Below are 16,525 nucleotides of genomic sequence, written 5' to 3'. Positions count from 1 at the left end.
GTTTGTCGTCGGGCAGGAGCTATGTGGCGCAGCCTCAGGCCGATGGTAGCCTACAAGGCTTATCCCACCGCTGCCTCGATGACCGCCATGTCTTCATCGGAGAGGCCAAAGTGGTGGCCGATGCCGTGGACTAGCACGTTTGGTCACACCTTCAGAAAGGCCAAGCGGTCGTCGACGCGGCCTGGTGCGATTTCGAGAATATCAGCACTGACCACGCCTTCTGTGACGAACGGATCCTCCTGAACACGCGCTTCGAGATCGATGCGCGATGTGTTGTGGGCAAGTATCGCTCCTCCCATATTCGACTGGAGGCTCCCGGTTAGGAGGAAAACTTCTTCTTCGAAGCCGCGTTTGATCCAAGCATTATGCCCGTCCATGAGCTGCGGGGCTTTTGCCTTGTTGGCAAATCGAAGCGTGACGATGAACATAGGAGCTCCATAAAGAGGGTTGGGGTCAAGCGGGCTATTGAAGAGATGATCGCTCAAGGTGTTGCGCCTCGAGCCATGCATCCATGTCTTCCACCTCGCGGCGGATGAAGGCTTCGTCACGGAATGCCGTGGCGAGGGTAGCGACCCCCTGGCTTCGCATCAGGATGTGCAGGGCGAGCGTATCAGCGTCAGCCTCACGGCCAAGGGCTGCGAATTGGCCTGCGAGCCAATTGCGGAAAACGGTGAAGAGTTCAGCAGCATCGTCCTTGGTGAAGTGGTGGAGCTTGGCGAGTTCGTTGCAGAGCGTGCCGACAGGGCAACCATAGGCCATGATCTTCGCGCGATTCATAATGAGGATGTGAATGAAACTGCGGATGCGTTCGGCAGGGGTAGATGCGCTCTCTTCCCATGCATCGAGCATGGCTTCGGTATTTGCCATGCGTAGCGCGATGACTGCGCCGAGAATCTCATCCTTCGTCTTGAAATGGTAATAGAAATTTCCGCGCGAGAGCCCGACCGCCTTGGCGATATCGGCAAAGGACGTCGCCTCGAAACCATGCTCATAAAAGAGCCGGTCCGCCGCTTCTACGATCTGTCGGCGGGTATCAGTCGCTCCCATGCGATTTTTCCCTTGCCAGCGCCCTAGGGCATTTGTCCTAGAGAGGGCATAGGTCAATCGTCCTAGAATGTCAACGATAGCCTGAATGGCGCAATGTCGACTTTGAGAACTCTACTCAAATCGCGAGATCTGCGACCCAGGGGTGGGAGCAGAATTCGGTCGAGACAAGATGCTGGCAGCCGCTTAGCCGACGCATCCGGAATAGCATCTGTTGCCTGCCCGCCGACCGACGTGCCCCTCCATCATGAATTCTGCTCTTATCGTGCGGCCCTCATCCCGCCGCAGCTTCAATCGCCTCCATGTCATCGTCGGAGAGGCCGAAATGGTGACCGATCTCGTGGACCAGCACATGGGTGACGATGCCGCCGAGACTCTCCTCGTGCTCGGCCCAGTAATCGAGGATCGGGCGACGGTAGAGCCAGACCATGTTGGGGAACTGGCCTGTGTGCATCATCCCACCGCCTTGGGCGAGGCCGATGCCGCGGAAGAGGCCGAGCAGGTCGAAGGGCGTTTCGCACTCCATCTCGCGCATCGTCTCATCGTCGGGAAAGTCCTCGACCCGGATCACCACGCCCTCGCAGAGACGGCGGAACTCCTCCGGCAGGCGGGCATAGGCGTCCCGGGCCAGGGTTTCGAGATCGGCGAGGGAGGGAGCCTGGAGATCGGCTAAACTCGTCATGGTGTCAGAGGATTCTCAACTGGATCAGAAGCCATATGGCGAGGATGACGACGCCGATGAGCGATAGGGCGCGGCCAATGCGGCGGCCCCAGAGCTCGATCGGATCAGTGCCGCCGCCCTCGGCCGCCCCGATAGCGTCCTTGGCGCCGAAATGGTCTCCCGCGCGCTGTCCCATGCGGGCAAGCGCCGACGAACCGAGGGTCTCCGAATCCCGCTGGACCCGCTCCAGCGCTTCGCGCGCCTCACGGGCTTCCCGGTCCCGGTCACTCATGGATCCCTCCTCCAAACATTCACGCTTGCTTTACCATGGCGCTTGGATCGCGCCTTCGCAACGGAACGCCTCCGGCTCTCCGCCGTTAACAGCCCTGGATAGTTCAAGCGTTAACGAGGTAACGATGCGTAGGATGTTGAGTATCCTGGCTGCGGCCGGGCTGGTGGTTCTCGGCGCCGGTGCGGCTTCGGCACAGGGGGTGGATGTGCGGGTCGGTCCCTCGGGCGTTCGCGTGACGCAGGAGCGGCATTACGCTCCGCGCTATCGCGAGCGCATCGTCGAGCGGCGCGTGGTGCGCCCGGTCCGGTCGCGGACGGTCTGCCGGACCGTGATCCGCGAGCGGGTCCGTCCCAATGGCGTGGTGGTACGCCGTCCGGTCGAGGAATGCCGTCGCGTCTATGCCGGCCGGCGGGCCTATGTGGACTGAGCCATCGAGGCTTTTGTCTTGGAAAAGGCCGTGACCTCAGCGGGTCACGGCCTTTTCCCATAGTTTCATTGACGCTGCATGACGTCTGGCCGGCCCGGACGGTGGCGCGGATTTCGCCTTCTATGTCGAAGGCACTTGTCCTCGAGCATCTGGTTCGAGGTGTCGATCAAGGCATACATCTCTGTCACCTCGTCACGTCGCCTTCGCGCCGTTCGTGCGACCTACTCCTCAAAGCGACCTTTGGCGTCGCGGTCGTATCGTCTCGTGAGCGGAAACAGCGGCAACCAGGACTCGCGACGGATGGTCCAGAGTTCGTAGGTTGGCCTCAGTTGGTCGGGGGCATCCAGGGATCCCAGGTTCACTTCGATTTCGTCCGCGGTGCGTGAGAAAACGGACGAGCCGCAGCATGGACAGAAAAACCGCCCGGCGTAGTCGCGTGTTTCGCCGTCGATCGTCACCGCATCCTGAGGGAACACTGCGGAAGCGTGAAAAAGGGCCCCATGATGCTTGCGGCAATCGAGACAGTGACAAAGGCCGACCCGGTATGGGCGTCCCGACGCCACGATCCGGACTTTGCCGCACAGGCAGCCGCCGGTGAATCGGTCCATATTGCGTCTCCTCCGAAATCAAGCGGTCGGGATGGCTAAAACGAACCCCGTCGGGCGTCCACGACGCTCTACCCAGGATGCGATGTGCCGAGACAATCGTACCTTGGCTCATATGCCATCGAATGCGAGCATGGCCTTTTCGCCATGTTCTTCAGAGCGTGCCCGCCATCGTTTGCGAGCAGGAGGCGTTGTATTCTGCAATTCGCTCTTTGATCGATTTTCTCGGTCTACCGCGTTCTTTTGCGTCTTTGTCTAATTTGGCTTCGCGTTCGTTGAACACGGCACGACATTCCGGAAAGTTCGTCTGTCTCCATTGAGCAATCTCAATGTCTCGTTTCAGCCGCTCACGCCGGTTGTAGCAGACAGGAAAATCAGGCTTTGCGCCCGACTCGTTCGCGAGAAAAAATCGAAGCTCGGCATCCGGATATTGCCGCAGCATGCCGAGCGTTCTTTCGAACTCGCTTTGTTTCTTGGTGCATTCCCAGGAATGCTTCCGGGCAGCGGCATCGTCCCGCTTCTGCGCAAGAGCAGGATGAGCCGCCGCCAGCAGAAGGGCGACCGCCAGGGAGAAGATCGGCCATGAACGGTATGTCATGGCCGGATACTATATCAAAATGAGCGGATGTCCACGAACCGACCCGCGATGGCCGCTGCTGCCGCCATGGCTGGCGAGACGAGGTGCGTGCGGCCCTTGAAGCCCTGGCGACCCTCGAAGTTGCGGTTCGAGGTGGAGGCGCAGCGCTCATGGGGCGCGAGGCGGTCGGCGTTCATGGCGAGGCACATGGAGCAGCCGGGCTCGCGCCAGTCGAAGCCGGCGGCCTTGAAGATCTTGTCGAGACCTTCCGCCTCGGCCTGCATCTTCACGATACCGGAGCCGGGCACGATCATGGCGTTGACGCTCTCGGCAACGCGCTTGCCTTCGACCACCTTCGCCACTTCGCGCAGATCCTCGATGCGGCCATTGGTGCAGGAGCCGATGAAGACGCGGTCAAGCGTGATGTCGGTGATCTTCGTGCCGGGCGTGAGGCCCATATATTCCAGAGCGCGCCACTTGGAACGGCGCTTGTTCTCGTCCTGGATGTCGTCCGGGTTCGGCACCACACCGGCAATCGAGACCACATCCTCAGGCGAGGTGCCCCAGGTGACGATGGGCGGCAGGTTCGCGGCATCGAGCCGGATCTCGGTGTCGAAGAAGGCGCCCTCATCCGTACGCAAGCTATCCCAGTAGCGTACGGCTGCTTCCCAGGCCTCGCCCTGCGGCGCCTTGGGACGGCCTTTCAGATAGGCATAGGTCTTCTCGTCGGGAGCCACCATGCCGGCGCGGGCACCGCCCTCGATCGACATGTTGCAGATCGTCATGCGGCCTTCCATCGACAGCGACCGGATGGCCTCGCCCGCATATTCGATCACGTGGCCGGTGCCGCCGGCGGTGCCGATCTCGCCGATGATGGCGAGGATGATGTCCTTCGCGGTGACGCCGGCGGGCAGCTGCCCGTCCACGGTCACGCGCATGTTCTTGGCCTTCTTCTGGATCAGCGTCTGGGTAGCGAGCACGTGCTCGACCTCCGACGTGCCGATGCCATGGGCGAGCGAGCCGAAGGCGCCATGGGTCGAGGTGTGGCTGTCGCCGCAGACGATGGTCATGCCGGGCAGCGTGAAGCCCTGCTCCGGGCCCACCACATGGACGATGCCCTGGCGGGTGTCGAGCTCGTCATAATACTCGACGCCGAAATCCTTGGCGTTCTGGGCGAGCGTCGCAACTTGAGTGGCCGATTCCGGATCCTCGATGCCGTGCGAGCGGTCGGAGGTCGGCACGTTGTGATCGACCACGGCCAGAGTCTTGTGCGGCTGGCGCACCTGGCGCCCGGCGACGCGCAGGCCTTCGAAGGCCTGCGGGCTGGTCACCTCATGGACGAGGTGGCGATCAATGTAGAGAAGGCACGTCCCGTCATCCTGCTGATCGACGACGTGGTCGTCCCAGATCTTGTCATAGAGGGTGCGGGGCTTAGCCATGTGTCTCTTCCAACGGTCGAAAAATGGTGGTCTGGCGTGTTTAGCGGCCTCACGTCCGAACGGGAAGATGTCCTGAGCGCACACCGCCTTGAAACGATCGCATAGCAGACAAAGGGTATCGCGCAATTATATTTTTGTCGCGATTGCTTGCCGCCAAGCGTGCTTCACTACGTGCTTCACTAGCAAAAAGGCGCGGTTTCAGCCGCGCCTTTGCAATTCTGAAGATTGAGACGAGAGCCTTACTCGGCCGCAGCCGGGGTCTCGGTCTTCTTCTCGGCGCGCTCGGCGATACGGGCCGACTTACCGCGACGGTCGCGCAGGTAGTACAGCTTGGCGCGACGGACGGCGCCGCGGCGCACGACCTTGATGGACTCGACCAACGGCGAGTAGAGCGGGAACACGCGCTCGACACCTTCGCCGTAGGAGATCTTGCGGACCGTGAAGCTCTCGTGAAGGCCGGCACCCGAGCGGGCGATGCAGACGCCCTCATAGGCCTGAACGCGGGTACGCTCGCCTTCCTTCACCTTCACGTTGACGATCACGGTATCGCCGGGCTGGAAGACGGGAATGGTCTTGGCGAGCTTGGCAATCTGCTCCTGCTCGAGCTGCTGAATGAGGTTCATCGTAATACTCCTGCCGTTGCGTGGCCTTGAGCGATCTCAAAACCCGCGGGATTTCGGCGTCCTGTTTTAAGTTGAGGTCGCGCCTATACAGGAGATTGGGAGGATTGTCGAGCCTGTAAGCTGGCTGCCCTCCCACCCTCTGCGTCATCCCCGGGCTTGTCCCGGGGATCCACGCCTTTGCAGCGCTGCGGTTCTAAAGACGTGGATGGCCGGGACAAGCCCAGCCATGACGAAATGGGAAACCTGAGCTTCCAAGTCTCATTTCCGATCTGCTGGAGTGACCTCCGCGAACAGATACCGCTCGAACCAGTCCGGAAACGCCCGCGCCAAAGCTCTTGGCCCCTCCACCACGAGCCCCATCCGCTGCGCCTCGGCAAAGCTCACATCGCCCCGCCACCAAGCCACCAATGCCGGGAGGCGGGTCCGAACGCAGAGCGGCTCGGGAAAGCCCGGGTTCTGCGTGCAGAGCGAGACCTCGGCCTCCTTCATGAGCAGGAAGCGGGGCTGGCGCTGTCCTTCGATTTCGAAGCGGAGGACGATGGGCTCGGGCGGCAGAGCATCGGTGCGGACGCGCCGCTGCATATCGACGAGCACAGGCTCAAGATCGAGATCCTCATCCTCAGCACTCCGCGGCAACCAGCGCTGACCCCAGGTGCCGAGGGCACCGACGATGCCCATCAGCTCCCGGCCTGCTTCCGTCAGCGCGTATTCCGGGCCGTGCTCGCCTTCGATGCGTGTTACGGCTCCGACATGCACCAATTCCTGCAGGCGCTCGGAAAGCATGGTGCGGGAGATGCGCGGGATGCCGCGGCGGATGTCGTTGAAGCGCCGGCCGCCGCATAGCAATTCGCGCACCACGAGAAGCGTCCAGCGCCCGCCGATGGCCTCGTGGGCGCGGGCCACGGAACAGAACTGACCGTAATCTGCCATGGATGAAGCGCTACCATGGCAAGGAAGCTTGGAGAAGTCCGGATTCCGGACCTGACACGCGGTTCACCTCGGCCTATGAGGGCGGACGTTTTTGGACAAAGCTCATGACCGCACAGCCCCACACCATTCTCGACCGTATCGGCAACACGTCTCTCATCGGCCTGCGCAACATCCGTCCCGCCAATGGCGCCCGCATCCTGCTGAAATTGGAGAACGAGAATCCTACCGGCAGCATGAAGGACCGGATGGCGCTCGCCATGATCGAGGCGGCGGAGGCGGATGGGCGGCTCAGGCTGGGTGGCACCGTGGTCGAATATACCGGCGGCAGCACCGGCGTTTCCCTGTCGCTCGTCTGCGCCGTGAAGGGCTACCCGCTCGACATCGTCACTTCCGACGCCTTCGCACAAGAGAAGCTCGATCACATGCGGCTCCTCGGCGCGACGCTGCATATCGTGAAAAGCGACAGCGGCCGCATGACCGAGAAGCTGACCAAGGACATGATCGAAGAAGCCCGCATCATCGCGGAGGCGAAAGGCTCGTTCTGGACCGACCAGATGAAGAACCGGGACCAGATCGCGGCCTATCACCGGATGGCCGACGAGATCTGGCAGCAGACGAAGGGCCGCATCGACGGTTTCGTCCAGAGCGTCGGAACGGCAGCTTCCTTACGGGGAATCGCAGAGGGCCTGCGGCGCCATCATGACACGATCAGGATTGTTACCGTCGAGCCTGCGGAATCCGCCGTGCTCTCCGGCGGCCCTTCGGGCGCGCACAAGATCGACGGGATCGGCGCAGGCTACGTTGTGCCGCTCTGGCAGCAGACCATCGCCGATGGGATCGAGCGTGTCTCGACGGAAGAGGCCATGGCGATGGCGTTCAGGCTCGCACGCGAGGAAGGTTTGTTTGCCGGCACGTCCACCGGCGCCAACGTGATCGCGGCCCTGCGTCTGGCCGAACGACTGGGACCGGATGCAACCATCGTCACGGTGATGTGCGATACGGGCATGAAATATCTGAAAACGTTTGGAGCGAGGCTCGGAGCGAATGCCGCTTCAGGATGAGGGCTGACGCTCCAGGAATTCAACGACGATGCCGTCGGGATCCTTGCAGAAGGCGACCTTGCGGATGAGCTCCGCATTCACCGCCTGACGCGGCGCAATGGTGAAGTCCACACCGGCGGCGCGAAGCGTGTCGTAGACCGCCTCGACATCGTCGACACGAAACGTGATGTGGCGGATTCCGGCCTCGGTGATCGGAACCTCGCACGCCGGCGTTTTCGCGCCGGCAGCCGGCTCGACGATTTCGAGCATCACGCCGCCGATTTCGAGAAACGCGATGCGCCCGCCCTCGCCCGTGCGCTTGACCAAGACTTCCTTCAGTCCCAACAGTCCGCAATAGAACGCGATAGTCTTGTCGAGATCGCTGCTGGTCATGCCCACATGCTCGAAACCCTGCACCATCGATATGTCTCCTTTGTTCAACGCTGGACTGCGATGAGCAGGAACATCGGACGTTCGCGCTCTTCCGCCCATTCGGGGTGAGCGGCGGTCTGCACATCGCTCGGCGCCCATTCCTCCACATGCGCGATCGTGAAGCCGGCGCGAATGAGCAGGTTGAGGTTGGTTCCGAGCGTGCGGTGCCGCTTGATCACGCCGTCAGTGAGCCAATTCGTCCGACGCAGACCTTCCTTCTGATAGGAATCGAGCGGCCATGTCTTGCGGCCGTCCGGGCCGAGGGACCAGCCAGCTTTCGTCGGCGCCGTGAAGATCGGGTGCTCGACCGAAAAGACGAATTTTGAGCCAGGAGTAAGAGCACGGTGCAGTTCGGTCAGGAGACCGGAGAGATTTTTGATGTAATGCAGCGCGAGCGAGCTATAGGCGAAGTCGAATGTCTCGGCGCCGAGATCGAGCTGTTCGAGATCGGCGCGGCGATAGGTGATGCCGGGATCGGACGTCATCTCTGCCGCCCGTGCCAGCATGCGCTCAGAGACATCGAGGCCGAGCACGCGCTGCGCGCCATGCTCGCGCGCCCAGCGGCAGAACCAGCCATAACCGCATCCGAGATCGACGATCCTGCGGCCGCTGAGATCAGGAACAAGAGCCCGCAGCGAGGGCCATTCCGGGGCAGCGGACAAGCCGTCTTGCGAACGCGGAAGGCGGCTGTAGTTTTCGAAGAATCCAGGATCGTCGTAGATGTTCTGCGTTGTCATGTGCGACTCCCGGATTGGCCTTCACTCCAAAAGATCTGGCCGCCGCTCGCGCGTGATCCGCTCCGATTCCGCGCGGCGCCAGCGCTCGATCATGGCATGGTTGCCGGAGAGAAGCACATCGGGAATGGGCCGCCCCTCCCATTCGCGGGGACGCGTGTAATGCGGATATTCGAGGCGGTTCGACTCGAAACTCTCCTCGGTACCGGAGGCTTCCTTGCCCATGACGCCGGGCAGAAGCCGCACGCAGGCATCGAGCACGATCATCGCCGCCATCTCGCCGCCGGAGAGCACGTAATCGCCGATGGAGACTTCCTCCAAGCCGCGCGCCTCGATCACGCGCTCGTCCACGCCCTCGAACCGACCGCAGACGATGACGACGCCCGGACCGGCCGCGAGTTCACGCACACGCGATTGCGTCAGCGGCTTGCCGCGCGGACTCATGAGAAGCTTCGGGCGCGGATCGTCCGCCGGCACATTGGCGTCGATGGCTGCGGCCAGTACGTCGCAGCGGATCACCATGCCGGGACCACCGCCGGCCGGCGTATCGTCCACCGTGCGGTGACGGCCGAGGCCATGGTCGCGGATGTTCTTCGCCGTGAGCGACCACACGCCGCGCGCGAGCGCATCGCCCGAGAGCGACATGCCGAGCGGGCCTGGAAACATATCGGGATAAAGGGTGAGGATGGTGGTGGAAAAGCTCACGCCTCGTCCTCAGGCTCGGGTGCAGGTTTCGCCTGTTCGAACAGATCGTCCGGTGGCGATGCGATGACGCGCTTGCCCGCTATATCCACAGTCGGCACGAAGGCCTTGGTGAAGGGCAGGAACGCCGTCGGGCCTTTTTGCGTGGGCGCGATTTCCAACAGATCGCCACCGCCGTAATTGGGCACGTCGACCACTTTGCCGACGATCTCGCCCGCTTCGGTCTGAACGGAAAGGCCGATCAGGTCGGCGAGCAGGAATTCGTCATCCTCGTCGGGCGGCGGAAGCTTGTCGCGCGCGACATAAAGCTCAACGCGGTTGAGCGCCTCAGAGGCTTCGCGCGTGGTAACGCCGTCGACGATTGCGATGAGTAGATCGAGCGCCCCGCCGGGAGCAGGCCGCACGTTCTTGAGAGAATAGGTTTTGCCGTTGGATGCGATCAGCGGCTTGTAATCGGCAATCGCCTGCGGATCGCCGGTATGGGATTTCAGCCGCACCTCGCCTTTCAGGCCATGGGCGCGGCCGAACTCGCCGACGAGGACGAGATCGTCTTGTGGCTGCACGACTCGCCCTCCCCCCTCCGCGGGGGAGGGTGGCGAGCGGAGCAAGCCGGGAGAGGGGGCGTTCTTCGATTGAGCGCGGCCCCTCTCCCGCCTCTCGCTGACGCGAGAGGCACCCTCTCCCGCTTCGGGGAGAGGGTTGGAGCCACGCATATTCGAACGCCCCCGCTTCATTGGGATGCTTACGCAGCCTCGCCTTCGCCGGCGGCAGCCGCAGCGGCCTTCTCGGCAGCGCGCTCCTGGGCCTTCTTGCCCGGGACGGCCTTCTGCGGATTGTTGCGCGGCGAACGCTTCAGGAGGCCGGCGGCGTCGAGGAAGCGCAGGACGCGGTCGGTCGGCTGGGCGCCCTTGGCGAGCCAGGCCTGGATCTTCTCGTTGTCGAGAACGACGCGGCCGGCATCGTCCTTGGCCTTCATCGGGTCGTAGGTGCCGACCTTCTCGATGAAGCGGCCATCGCGCGGGGAGCGCGAATCGGCAACGACGATGCGGTAATAGGGACGCTTCTTCGCACCACCACGGGTGAGACGGATCTTCAGGGACATTTTTAGCTCCTAATGTTTAGGCTTTTCACCAAATTCGCTGATCAGGCGTTCGATAGAGGACTCGTCCTCCAAGTCACCCGCGGTTCGGAACACTTCCACATCGGTTGCACCGTCCTCGAGCAGATCAATCTCCCAGTATTCACCGGGAACGCGTGCGAGAACGGTGAGCCCGTCCTCACGGAAGAAGCGGATCTCATTCCAGATTCCCGCATTCTCCAATCTCCTTGACAGCGCATGAGCGCGCTGAAGAAGCTCAGCAGCTGTCATTTCAAAACTCACTTCTTCTTGCCTCCAAACGGGAAGCCGCCGATTCCCGGGAGCCCCGGGATCTTGCCGCCACCCAGGCCGGGCAGGCCCGGCACACCCTTCGGCATGGGCGGAAGGCCGCCGGCGCCGCCAGGGAAGTCGGGCAGCTTGCCGCCCATCTGCTTCTGCAGTGCCTCGATCTGCTCCGGCGTCGGCTGGGGCATGCCACCGCCACCACCGATGCCGAACATCTTTCCGAGCGCGCCGGCCATGCCCTTGCCCTTGCCGCCGCCCATCATCTTCATGACGTCGGCCATCTGGCGGTGCATTTTCAGCAGCTTGTTGATCTCCTCGACCTTCGCGCCGGAGCCCGCCGCAATGCGCTTCTTGCGCGAGGCCTTCAGGATATCCGGGTTGCGGCGTTCGGAGGGCGTCATGGAATCGATGATGGCGCGCTGGCGCTTGATGATCTTGTCGTCGAGATTGGCGTTCTCGAGCTGCGCCTTCATCTTGGCGACGCCCGGCAGCATGCCCATCAGACCGCCGAGGCCGCCGAGCTTTTCCATCTGGCTCAGCTGATCGCGCAGGTCTTCGAGATCGAACTTGCCCTTGCGCATCTTCTCGGCCATGCGCTGGGCCTGCGCCTGGTCGAAATTCTCCGCTGCCTTCTCGACGAGCGAGACGATGTCGCCCATGCCGAGGATGCGGTTGGCGACGCGGCTCGGGTGGAACTCCTCCAGCGCATCGACCTTTTCGCCCGTACCGATGAGCTTGATCGGCTTGCCCGTCACAGCGCGCATCGAGAGCGCGCCGCCGCCGCGGGCATCGCCGTCCATTCGCGTCAGCACGATGCCGGTGACGCCGAGGCGCTGATCGAAGGCGCGCGCGGTGTTGACCGCATCCTGGCCGGTGAGCGCATCGGCGACGAGCAGCACCTCGTGCGGATTGGTGGCGGCGCGCACATCGGCCGCCTCGACCATCAGCGCCTCGTCCACGGTCACGCGGCCGGCGGTGTCGAGCATCACCACGTCGTAGCCGCCGAGACGCGCGGCTTCCATGGCGCGGCGGGCGATCTGCACCGCCGACTGGCCGGCGACGATGGGCAGCGTGTCGACACCGACCTGCTTGCCGAGCACCGCGAGCTGCTCCATCGCGGCCGGTCTGCGGGTATCGAGGGAGGCCATGAGCACGCGGCGGTTCTCGCGGTCCGTCAGGCGCTTGGCGATCTTGGCCGTGGTGGTCGTCTTACCCGAACCCTGGAGACCGACCATGAGGATGCCGACGGGCGGAACCGCATTGAGGCTGATCACCTCCGCGTCCGAGCCCAGCATCTCGACGAGCTGGTCGTGGACGATCTTGACCACCTGCTGGCCGGGGGAGACCGACTTGACCACCTCGGCGCCGACGGCGCGGGAACGCACCTTGTCCGTGAAGGAGCGCACGACCTCAAGCGCCACGTCAGCCTCGAGCAGAGCGCGGCGGACCTCACGCAGGGCCGCGTTGACATCCTCCTCGGTGAGCGCGCCGCGGCGCGTCAGCCCGTTCAGGATATTGGAAAGCTTGTCGGAAAGGCCTTCGAACATGATCACTCAATTCCTTTTGCGATGAGAGGTACATCGCTCTTGGCAAGGGCCTTTTCAAAGTGGTCGATCGCCGCCTTGAACTTGTCGCGGCAGCCGGGATTGCAGAACCCGACGACCTCGCCGCGATAGAGGGTGAGCGAATCCGCCGCGATCGGCTTTCCCGACCACGGGCAGGTCTCGTTGACCGCGTCCTCGATGCGCAATGTGTCGTCCGACATCCGTCACCATTCCTGACGCGAGACCAAATAAAAGCGCGCCCGAGGGCGCATCGCGCTGTCGGACGTTGACCTCCAGCCTCTCGGGCTGGTCGGCGGCTCAAAAGGGCTCGCTCTACAGATTTGCGGTCAGCACGTAAGGGGAAAAGGCAGCAGAGTCAAGGAAAAGGCCGAAGATGCGATGTCTTAAGGCCTCCCCAAGCTGTCATCCCGGACGAAGCGCAGCGAAGATCCGGGATCGTTTGCGGTACACGCGCCATACTTGCCTTACGATCCCGGATCAGCTGCGCTGTCCGGGATGACGCTGCGTGCTCTTGCTTATCAGTCTCAGCATCCCCACGCTTAAAGCTTCACCACAGACAGTACCTCAATGAACCGCCGCACCCTCCTCAAGGCCCTCGGCCTTCCCGTCCTCGCTGCCACCGGCGCTCTCGGCTGGATGACGGCCGCCCGGGCGACCAACCGCTATTACGAAGGTCCGATCAGCGATCATTTCGACGGCGTGCGGTTCTTCTCGCCGAGCCAGCCGCAGGACAAGGGGTTTCTGGAGCTTGCCCGCTGGCAGCTCGGCGGCGGGCGCAAGGACTGGCCTGAAACCTTTCCGAGCCCGTTCCGGGACAAGCCTCCGGCCGTGGTGGAGGGCTTGCGCACGGCGCTGATCGGCCATGCCTCGTTCCTGATTCAGGTGGCGGGGCTCAACATTCTCACCGATCCGGTGTTTGTCGAGCGAGCGAGTCCAGTCTCCTTCGCCGGCCCCAAGCGGGTCAATCCGCCCGGCATCGCCTTCGAGGATCTGCCGCCGATCCATGCGGTGCTGATCACGCATAACCATTACGATCATCTCGACATCGAGACCTTGGGGAGGCTCTGGCAGCGATATCGCCCCAAGTTCATCGCGCCGCTCGGCAACGATGCGGTCATCCGGGCCGAACTCCCGGACATCCCGGTCGAGACGCGGGACTGGGGCGGATCGGTGGATCTCGGCAACGGCGTCACGGTCCATGTCGAGCCCGCCAATCACTGGTCGGCGCGGGGCATCAACGACCGGCGCATGGCCCTCTGGTGTGCCTATGTGCTCACCACGCCTCAGGGCACGATCTACCATATCGGCGATACCGGCTTCGGCGACGGCAAGATTTTTCACCGGGTGCGCGAGCGCTTCGGACGCCTGCGCCTCGCTCATCTGCCCATCGGCGCCTATGAGCCGCGCTGGTTCATGGAGCCGCAGCATATGAACCCGGAGGATGCGGTAAAAGTGCTGCGCATCGTCGAGGCGGAGCAGGCACTCGGCCACCATTGGGGCACGTTCCGGCTCACCAACGAGGGCGTCGACGAGCCGCCACAGGAGCTGACGGCAGCGCTCCAGGCGGCCGAGATTCCGGCGGAAAGGTTCAGGGCGTTGCGGCCCGGGGAGGTGTGGACGCCGCCGTCAGCGTGAGAATCTGAGCCGTCAGCCCCTGTGGATCGTCCACGAGGCAGGCGGCGCCTGCCTCCGACAGCTCCTGCCGGGAGCCATAGCCCCAGGTCACGCCAATGGACGTGATGCCGTTCGCCTTGGCGCCGATGGCGTCGTGCTTCCGGTCACCGATCATGACGGCGCCTGCGGGATCGAAGCGCTCCTGCTCGAGAATATGCCGGATGAGATCGCGCTTGTCGGCATTTCGGTTGTCGAGCTCGGAGCCGTAGATCTCGATGAAAAAGCGCGACAGGTCGAAATGGTCGAGGATCCGTCGCGCGAAGACATGCAGCTTCGACGTCGCGACATAGAGGCGGGTGCCCTTCTCCTGCAGATTCTGGAGCAAGGTCGGAATGCCGGCATAGACCTCGTTCTCGAACAGGCCGACATCGCTGTAGCGCTCACGGTAGAGGCGCACGGCCTCCTGAACGTCCTCGGCCCTGCCCAGAAGCTCCGTGAAGCCTGCGATCAGCGGCGGCCCGATCATCCAGGTCAGCGCATCTGCCTCCGGAACGGGGCGGCCGAGCCTTTCGAGCGCATATTGTACCGAGCGGGTGATGCCCGTTTTCGGATCCGTCAGGGTCCCGTCGAGATCGAAGAGGGCGATCATTCTTTCGGCTGAACGTAGATGTTCACCTCGAAATTGGTGTCCTGCGAATCCGTGAAGTCGCTCACGTATTCCTCGATGAAGGCGTCCTTGGCGACGATTTCCTTGATGTCGAGATAGGCCGTGATCGTCTCGTAGGTGCCGTCGATCTCGTCATAGGCATCCTTATGCACGAAGCGGAAGGACTTGCCCTCCGGCGTCTTGCCGAACTTGATCTCGGGTGTGAGCTCGGTCTTGCCCTCCGGCACTTGGGCAATCGGCACCATCGCCTCGTATTTGAAGCCGTTGTCGTCCGTGTCGACGAAGATCGTCAGCGGGCGGCCCGTCGGCGCGATCCCGGCCTTCTTCAGCTCGCCCTCGATCTTGGCAAAGGCCTCTTTCAGATTGGTGAAGGCATCGTCCCAGGTGCTGATGCCCTTGAGCACCACCGTGGGCTTTGCCATCAGCACGCCCTCTTCCACGCCGGTCGGATCGCTCGGGTTCGGGAACAGGGTCGTGCGCCCGGCTTGTTGGGCAGGCGCGGATGTGGTCGGTGCCGGAGCTGGAGCGGCTGGGGCCGGCTGCGCAGTTGCCGGGGCCTGAGGGGCCGCGGGCGGCTGTATCGGGGCCGGGCTCGGGGTGCTCTGCGGCGCGGCAGGCGTGACCGGACTTGCCGGAGCGGAAGATGAAGCCGGAGCCTTGGGTGCGGCCGGCGGCGGATTGGCCACTGGGGGCGTCTGCGCAAGCGCCACGCTCGAGCAGAGGGCGAGAACGAGTAGAAGACCTGTAGAGCGCAGCCGCATGAAAAAGACGCCTCACCCGCGAATCACGAAGGGATATGGGGCAGCACCATAGGGGGGATTTGTTGCAGCGGCGAGGCCGTCCGTGCGCCTCTGTGGAGGGCGGATTGCAGCAGGCCGTCCATTCATGGGATGCACAAAAATCCTCTGGCCGGGTGCCTGACGCCCTCTCGGAACATCATGTCTCTGGCCTATGCTCAAGTCGTCATTGTCCCTCGTTGAGGCCGCCCAAGGAATGGAAGATTTTCTGATTTTCGCGTTGATCGGCTTCGGGGCCCAACTCGTCGACGGGGCGCTCGGCATGGCGTTCGGCGTGCTCTCGACCACGAGTCTTCTCGCCTTCGGCATACCGCCGGCGACCGCCAGCGCCGTCACCCATGTGACGGAGATCTTCACCACCGCCGCGTCCGGCGCTTCCCACGTGGCCCATCGCAACGTGAACTGGCATCTGGTGGCCCGGCTCGCACCGGCCGGCATGATCGGCGGCGCCATCGGGGCCTTCATTCTCTCCAACATCGACGCGAAGACGATTCAGCCCGTGGTGTCGGCCTATCTCATGGGAATCGGCCTCTACATCGTTTTCAAGGCGTTCCGGCCGCTCTGGCCCCGCGCGGTGCGGGACTGGATGGTGCCCTGGATCGGCGCCGGCGGCGGCGTCCTCGATGCCATGGGCGGTGGCGGATGGGGGCCCATCGTCACGAGTTCCCTGATCGGTCGCGGCCACGCCCCCCGGCAGGTGATCGGCTCCACGAACCTGACCGAGTTTCTCGTCACCTCGGTGATTTCCGCCACCTTCATCCTGAGCCTGGGCTGGTCGGAGCTGAGCTCGGCCGCAGGCCTCATCCTCGGCGGCGTCCTGGCGGCTCCCCTGGGCGGCTTCGTGGTGAGCCGCGTGCCGACCCGGCCCCTCATGGTCGCGGTCGGCCTGATCATCATCGCCACCAGCATCCCCCGGATCGTGCAGGCCTTTTAGACGATAATGCCGCAGACGAGTGCGATCCCTCTCGCGATTTTCGGCATTTTAAGCCATA

23 protein-coding genes and 1 pseudogene are annotated in these 16,525 nt (G+C 63.3%); 4 read left to right on the top strand and 20 right to left on the bottom strand.

Annotated elements, in window-relative coordinates; all coding sequences use genetic code 11:
• Positions 1-59: 59 nt before the first annotated feature.
• The 5 genes and pseudogenes from ACS5Q1_RS19185 to ACS5Q1_RS19165 all read right to left on the bottom strand — a co-directional run.
• A pseudogene (locus tag ACS5Q1_RS19185) lies at positions 60-140 on the bottom strand (metallopeptidase family protein); the annotation flags it as partial.
• Between the two features lie 3 nt (positions 141-143).
• A complete protein-coding gene (locus ACS5Q1_RS19180) occupies positions 144-428 on the bottom strand; it encodes a YciI family protein (RefSeq protein WP_473099683.1) in 285 nt (94 codons plus the stop codon).
• Between the two features lie 34 nt (positions 429-462).
• Positions 463-1,047, bottom strand: a complete 585-nt coding sequence (locus ACS5Q1_RS19175) for a TetR/AcrR family transcriptional regulator (protein WP_473099682.1) — start codon at positions 1,045-1,047, stop codon at positions 463-465.
• A 271-nt stretch (positions 1,048-1,318) separates the two neighbouring features.
• Positions 1,319-1,726, bottom strand: coding sequence for a metallopeptidase family protein (locus ACS5Q1_RS19170; protein WP_473099681.1), 408 nt, complete (start codon positions 1,724-1,726; stop codon positions 1,319-1,321).
• 4 nt (positions 1,727-1,730) lie between these two features.
• Entirely contained in the window at positions 1,731-1,997 is a 267-nt protein-coding gene (locus tag ACS5Q1_RS19165; protein ID WP_473099680.1) for a hypothetical protein, read from the bottom strand.
• Between the two features lie 124 nt (positions 1,998-2,121).
• Between ACS5Q1_RS19165 and ACS5Q1_RS19160 the strand changes: the two genes are divergently transcribed.
• Entirely contained in the window at positions 2,122-2,424 is a 303-nt protein-coding gene (locus tag ACS5Q1_RS19160; RefSeq protein ID WP_473099679.1) for a hypothetical protein, read from the top strand.
• 221 nt (positions 2,425-2,645) lie between these two features.
• Here ACS5Q1_RS19160 and ACS5Q1_RS19155 read toward each other — a convergent pair whose 3' ends face one another.
• The 5 genes from ACS5Q1_RS19155 to ACS5Q1_RS19135 form a co-directional block, all read right to left on the bottom strand.
• Positions 2,646-3,032, bottom strand: coding sequence for a GFA family protein (locus ACS5Q1_RS19155; protein WP_473099678.1), 387 nt, complete (start codon positions 3,030-3,032; stop codon positions 2,646-2,648).
• 151 nt (positions 3,033-3,183) lie between these two features.
• Positions 3,184-3,627 (bottom strand): hypothetical protein, encoded by a 444-nt coding sequence (locus tag ACS5Q1_RS19150; RefSeq protein WP_473099677.1) that lies wholly within the window; start codon positions 3,625-3,627, stop codon positions 3,184-3,186.
• 14 nt (positions 3,628-3,641) lie between these two features.
• Positions 3,642-5,045, bottom strand: a complete 1,404-nt coding sequence (leuC, locus tag ACS5Q1_RS19145; protein WP_203441942.1) for a 3-isopropylmalate dehydratase large subunit — start codon at positions 5,043-5,045, stop codon at positions 3,642-3,644.
• Positions 5,046-5,284: 239 nt separating this feature from the next.
• On the bottom strand, positions 5,285-5,668 hold the full coding sequence (rplS, locus tag ACS5Q1_RS19140; protein ID WP_473099676.1) for a 50S ribosomal protein L19: 384 nt from the start codon (positions 5,666-5,668) through the stop codon (positions 5,285-5,287).
• 258 nt (positions 5,669-5,926) lie between these two features.
• Entirely contained in the window at positions 5,927-6,598 is a 672-nt protein-coding gene (locus ACS5Q1_RS19135) for a winged helix-turn-helix transcriptional regulator (protein WP_473099675.1), read from the bottom strand.
• A 104-nt stretch (positions 6,599-6,702) separates the two neighbouring features.
• Here ACS5Q1_RS19135 and ACS5Q1_RS19130 point away from each other — a divergent pair, with 104 nt between their 5' ends.
• Positions 6,703-7,659, top strand: coding sequence for a PLP-dependent cysteine synthase family protein (locus ACS5Q1_RS19130; RefSeq protein ID WP_473099674.1), 957 nt, complete (start codon positions 6,703-6,705; stop codon positions 7,657-7,659).
• Here ACS5Q1_RS19130 and ACS5Q1_RS19125 read toward each other — a convergent pair.
• The 8 genes from ACS5Q1_RS19125 to ACS5Q1_RS19090 all read right to left on the bottom strand — a co-directional run bounded on the left by ACS5Q1_RS19125 (position 7,651) and on the right by ACS5Q1_RS19090 (position 12,655).
• Entirely contained in the window at positions 7,651-8,058 is a 408-nt protein-coding gene (locus ACS5Q1_RS19125; RefSeq protein ID WP_473099673.1) for a VOC family protein, read from the bottom strand. The two genes, ACS5Q1_RS19130 and ACS5Q1_RS19125, sit on opposite strands and share 9 nt — an antisense overlap.
• A 17-nt stretch (positions 8,059-8,075) precedes the next feature.
• On the bottom strand, positions 8,076-8,807 hold the full coding sequence (locus ACS5Q1_RS19120; RefSeq protein WP_473099672.1) for a class I SAM-dependent methyltransferase: 732 nt from the start codon (positions 8,805-8,807) through the stop codon (positions 8,076-8,078).
• Positions 8,808-8,828: 21 nt separating this feature from the next.
• On the bottom strand, positions 8,829-9,509 hold the full coding sequence (gene trmD / locus ACS5Q1_RS19115; protein WP_473099671.1) for a tRNA (guanosine(37)-N1)-methyltransferase TrmD: 681 nt from the start codon (positions 9,507-9,509) through the stop codon (positions 8,829-8,831).
• Positions 9,506-10,114 carry a ribosome maturation factor RimM gene (gene rimM / locus ACS5Q1_RS19110; RefSeq protein WP_473099703.1) on the bottom strand — a complete coding sequence of 203 codons (609 nt, stop codon included), beginning with the start codon at positions 10,112-10,114 and terminating at the stop codon, positions 9,506-9,508. The genes trmD and rimM overlap by 4 nt, the downstream gene beginning before the upstream one ends.
• A gap of 134 nt (positions 10,115-10,248) precedes the next feature.
• Complete coding sequence (gene rpsP, locus ACS5Q1_RS19105) at positions 10,249-10,608, bottom strand: 30S ribosomal protein S16 (protein WP_473099670.1); 360 nt, start codon at positions 10,606-10,608, stop codon at positions 10,249-10,251.
• Positions 10,609-10,617: 9 nt separating this feature from the next.
• Positions 10,618-10,887 (bottom strand): hypothetical protein, encoded by a 270-nt coding sequence (locus ACS5Q1_RS19100; protein WP_203441933.1) that lies wholly within the window; start codon positions 10,885-10,887, stop codon positions 10,618-10,620.
• A complete protein-coding gene (gene ffh, locus ACS5Q1_RS19095; protein WP_473099669.1) occupies positions 10,884-12,437 on the bottom strand; it encodes a signal recognition particle protein in 1,554 nt (517 codons plus the stop codon). Before ffh ends, ACS5Q1_RS19100 begins: the two co-directional genes overlap by 4 nt.
• Positions 12,438-12,439: 2 nt before the next feature.
• Positions 12,440-12,655 (bottom strand): eL24 family ribosomal protein, encoded by a 216-nt coding sequence (locus tag ACS5Q1_RS19090; RefSeq protein WP_203441931.1) that lies wholly within the window; start codon positions 12,653-12,655, stop codon positions 12,440-12,442.
• A 367-nt stretch (positions 12,656-13,022) separates the two neighbouring features.
• Between ACS5Q1_RS19090 and ACS5Q1_RS19085 the strand changes: the two genes are divergently transcribed.
• Complete coding sequence (locus tag ACS5Q1_RS19085) at positions 13,023-14,090, top strand: MBL fold metallo-hydrolase (RefSeq protein WP_473099668.1); 1,068 nt, start codon at positions 13,023-13,025, stop codon at positions 14,088-14,090.
• Here the strand turns inward: ACS5Q1_RS19085 and ACS5Q1_RS19080 are convergent.
• Both ACS5Q1_RS19080 and ACS5Q1_RS19075 read right to left on the bottom strand, forming a co-directional pair.
• A complete protein-coding gene (locus ACS5Q1_RS19080; RefSeq protein WP_473099667.1) occupies positions 14,044-14,718 on the bottom strand; it encodes an HAD family hydrolase in 675 nt (224 codons plus the stop codon). The genes ACS5Q1_RS19085 and ACS5Q1_RS19080 overlap by 47 nt on opposite strands.
• Complete coding sequence (locus tag ACS5Q1_RS19075; protein WP_473099666.1) at positions 14,715-15,497, bottom strand: GyrI-like domain-containing protein; 783 nt, start codon at positions 15,495-15,497, stop codon at positions 14,715-14,717. The genes ACS5Q1_RS19080 and ACS5Q1_RS19075 overlap by 4 nt, the downstream gene beginning before the upstream one ends.
• A gap of 232 nt (positions 15,498-15,729) precedes the next feature.
• On the opposite strand from ACS5Q1_RS19075, the gene ACS5Q1_RS19070 reads away from it, so the two are divergent.
• Positions 15,730-16,467 (top strand): sulfite exporter TauE/SafE family protein, encoded by a 738-nt coding sequence (locus tag ACS5Q1_RS19070; protein ID WP_473099665.1) that lies wholly within the window; start codon positions 15,730-15,732, stop codon positions 16,465-16,467.
• The last annotated feature ends 58 nt before the right edge of the window (positions 16,468-16,525 follow it).

The organism is Microvirga sp. GN3 (genome assembly GCF_055792825.1).
The sequence above is the reverse complement of the archived record's forward strand: the minus strand, read 5'-3'. Positions and strand labels throughout refer to the sequence as shown.

What these genes read in the sequence shown, in the direction of transcription:
- rplS (WP_473099676.1), bottom strand. Translation starts at nt 5,668, where the DNA reads ATGAACCTCATTCAGCAGCTCGAGCAGGAGCAGATTGCCAAGCTCGCC.
- ACS5Q1_RS19075 (WP_473099666.1), bottom strand. Translation starts at nt 15,497, where the DNA reads ATGCGGCTGCGCTCTACAGGTCTTCTACTCGTTCTCGCCCTCTGCTCG.
- leuC (WP_203441942.1), bottom strand. Translation starts at nt 5,045, where the DNA reads ATGGCTAAGCCCCGCACCCTCTATGACAAGATCTGGGACGACCACGTC.
- ACS5Q1_RS19135 (WP_473099675.1), bottom strand. Translation starts at nt 6,598, where the DNA reads ATGGCAGATTACGGTCAGTTCTGTTCCGTGGCCCGCGCCCACGAGGCC.
- ACS5Q1_RS19090 (WP_203441931.1), bottom strand. Translation starts at nt 12,655, where the DNA reads ATGTCGGACGACACATTGCGCATCGAGGACGCGGTCAACGAGACCTGC.
- ACS5Q1_RS19170 (WP_473099681.1), bottom strand. Translation starts at nt 1,726, where the DNA reads ATGACGAGTTTAGCCGATCTCCAGGCTCCCTCCCTCGCCGATCTCGAA.
- ACS5Q1_RS19150 (WP_473099677.1), bottom strand. Translation starts at nt 3,627, where the DNA reads ATGACATACCGTTCATGGCCGATCTTCTCCCTGGCGGTCGCCCTTCTG.
- ACS5Q1_RS19180 (WP_473099683.1), bottom strand. Translation starts at nt 428, where the DNA reads ATGTTCATCGTCACGCTTCGATTTGCCAACAAGGCAAAAGCCCCGCAG.
- ffh (WP_473099669.1), bottom strand. Translation starts at nt 12,437, where the DNA reads ATGTTCGAAGGCCTTTCCGACAAGCTTTCCAATATCCTGAACGGGCTG.
- ACS5Q1_RS19120 (WP_473099672.1), bottom strand. Translation starts at nt 8,807, where the DNA reads ATGACAACGCAGAACATCTACGACGATCCTGGATTCTTCGAAAACTAC.
- ACS5Q1_RS19085 (WP_473099668.1), top strand. Translation starts at nt 13,023, where the DNA reads ATGAACCGCCGCACCCTCCTCAAGGCCCTCGGCCTTCCCGTCCTCGCT.
- ACS5Q1_RS19155 (WP_473099678.1), bottom strand. Translation starts at nt 3,032, where the DNA reads ATGGACCGATTCACCGGCGGCTGCCTGTGCGGCAAAGTCCGGATCGTG.
- ACS5Q1_RS19130 (WP_473099674.1), top strand. Translation starts at nt 6,703, where the DNA reads ATGACCGCACAGCCCCACACCATTCTCGACCGTATCGGCAACACGTCT.
- ACS5Q1_RS19160 (WP_473099679.1), top strand. Translation starts at nt 2,122, where the DNA reads ATGCGTAGGATGTTGAGTATCCTGGCTGCGGCCGGGCTGGTGGTTCTC.
- ACS5Q1_RS19125 (WP_473099673.1), bottom strand. Translation starts at nt 8,058, where the DNA reads ATGGTGCAGGGTTTCGAGCATGTGGGCATGACCAGCAGCGATCTCGAC.
- ACS5Q1_RS19165 (WP_473099680.1), bottom strand. Translation starts at nt 1,997, where the DNA reads ATGAGTGACCGGGACCGGGAAGCCCGTGAGGCGCGCGAAGCGCTGGAG.
- ACS5Q1_RS19070 (WP_473099665.1), top strand. Translation starts at nt 15,730, where the DNA reads ATGGAAGATTTTCTGATTTTCGCGTTGATCGGCTTCGGGGCCCAACTC.
- rpsP (WP_473099670.1), bottom strand. Translation starts at nt 10,608, where the DNA reads ATGTCCCTGAAGATCCGTCTCACCCGTGGTGGTGCGAAGAAGCGTCCC.
- ACS5Q1_RS19080 (WP_473099667.1), bottom strand. Translation starts at nt 14,718, where the DNA reads ATGATCGCCCTCTTCGATCTCGACGGGACCCTGACGGATCCGAAAACG.
- ACS5Q1_RS19175 (WP_473099682.1), bottom strand. Translation starts at nt 1,047, where the DNA reads ATGGGAGCGACTGATACCCGCCGACAGATCGTAGAAGCGGCGGACCGG.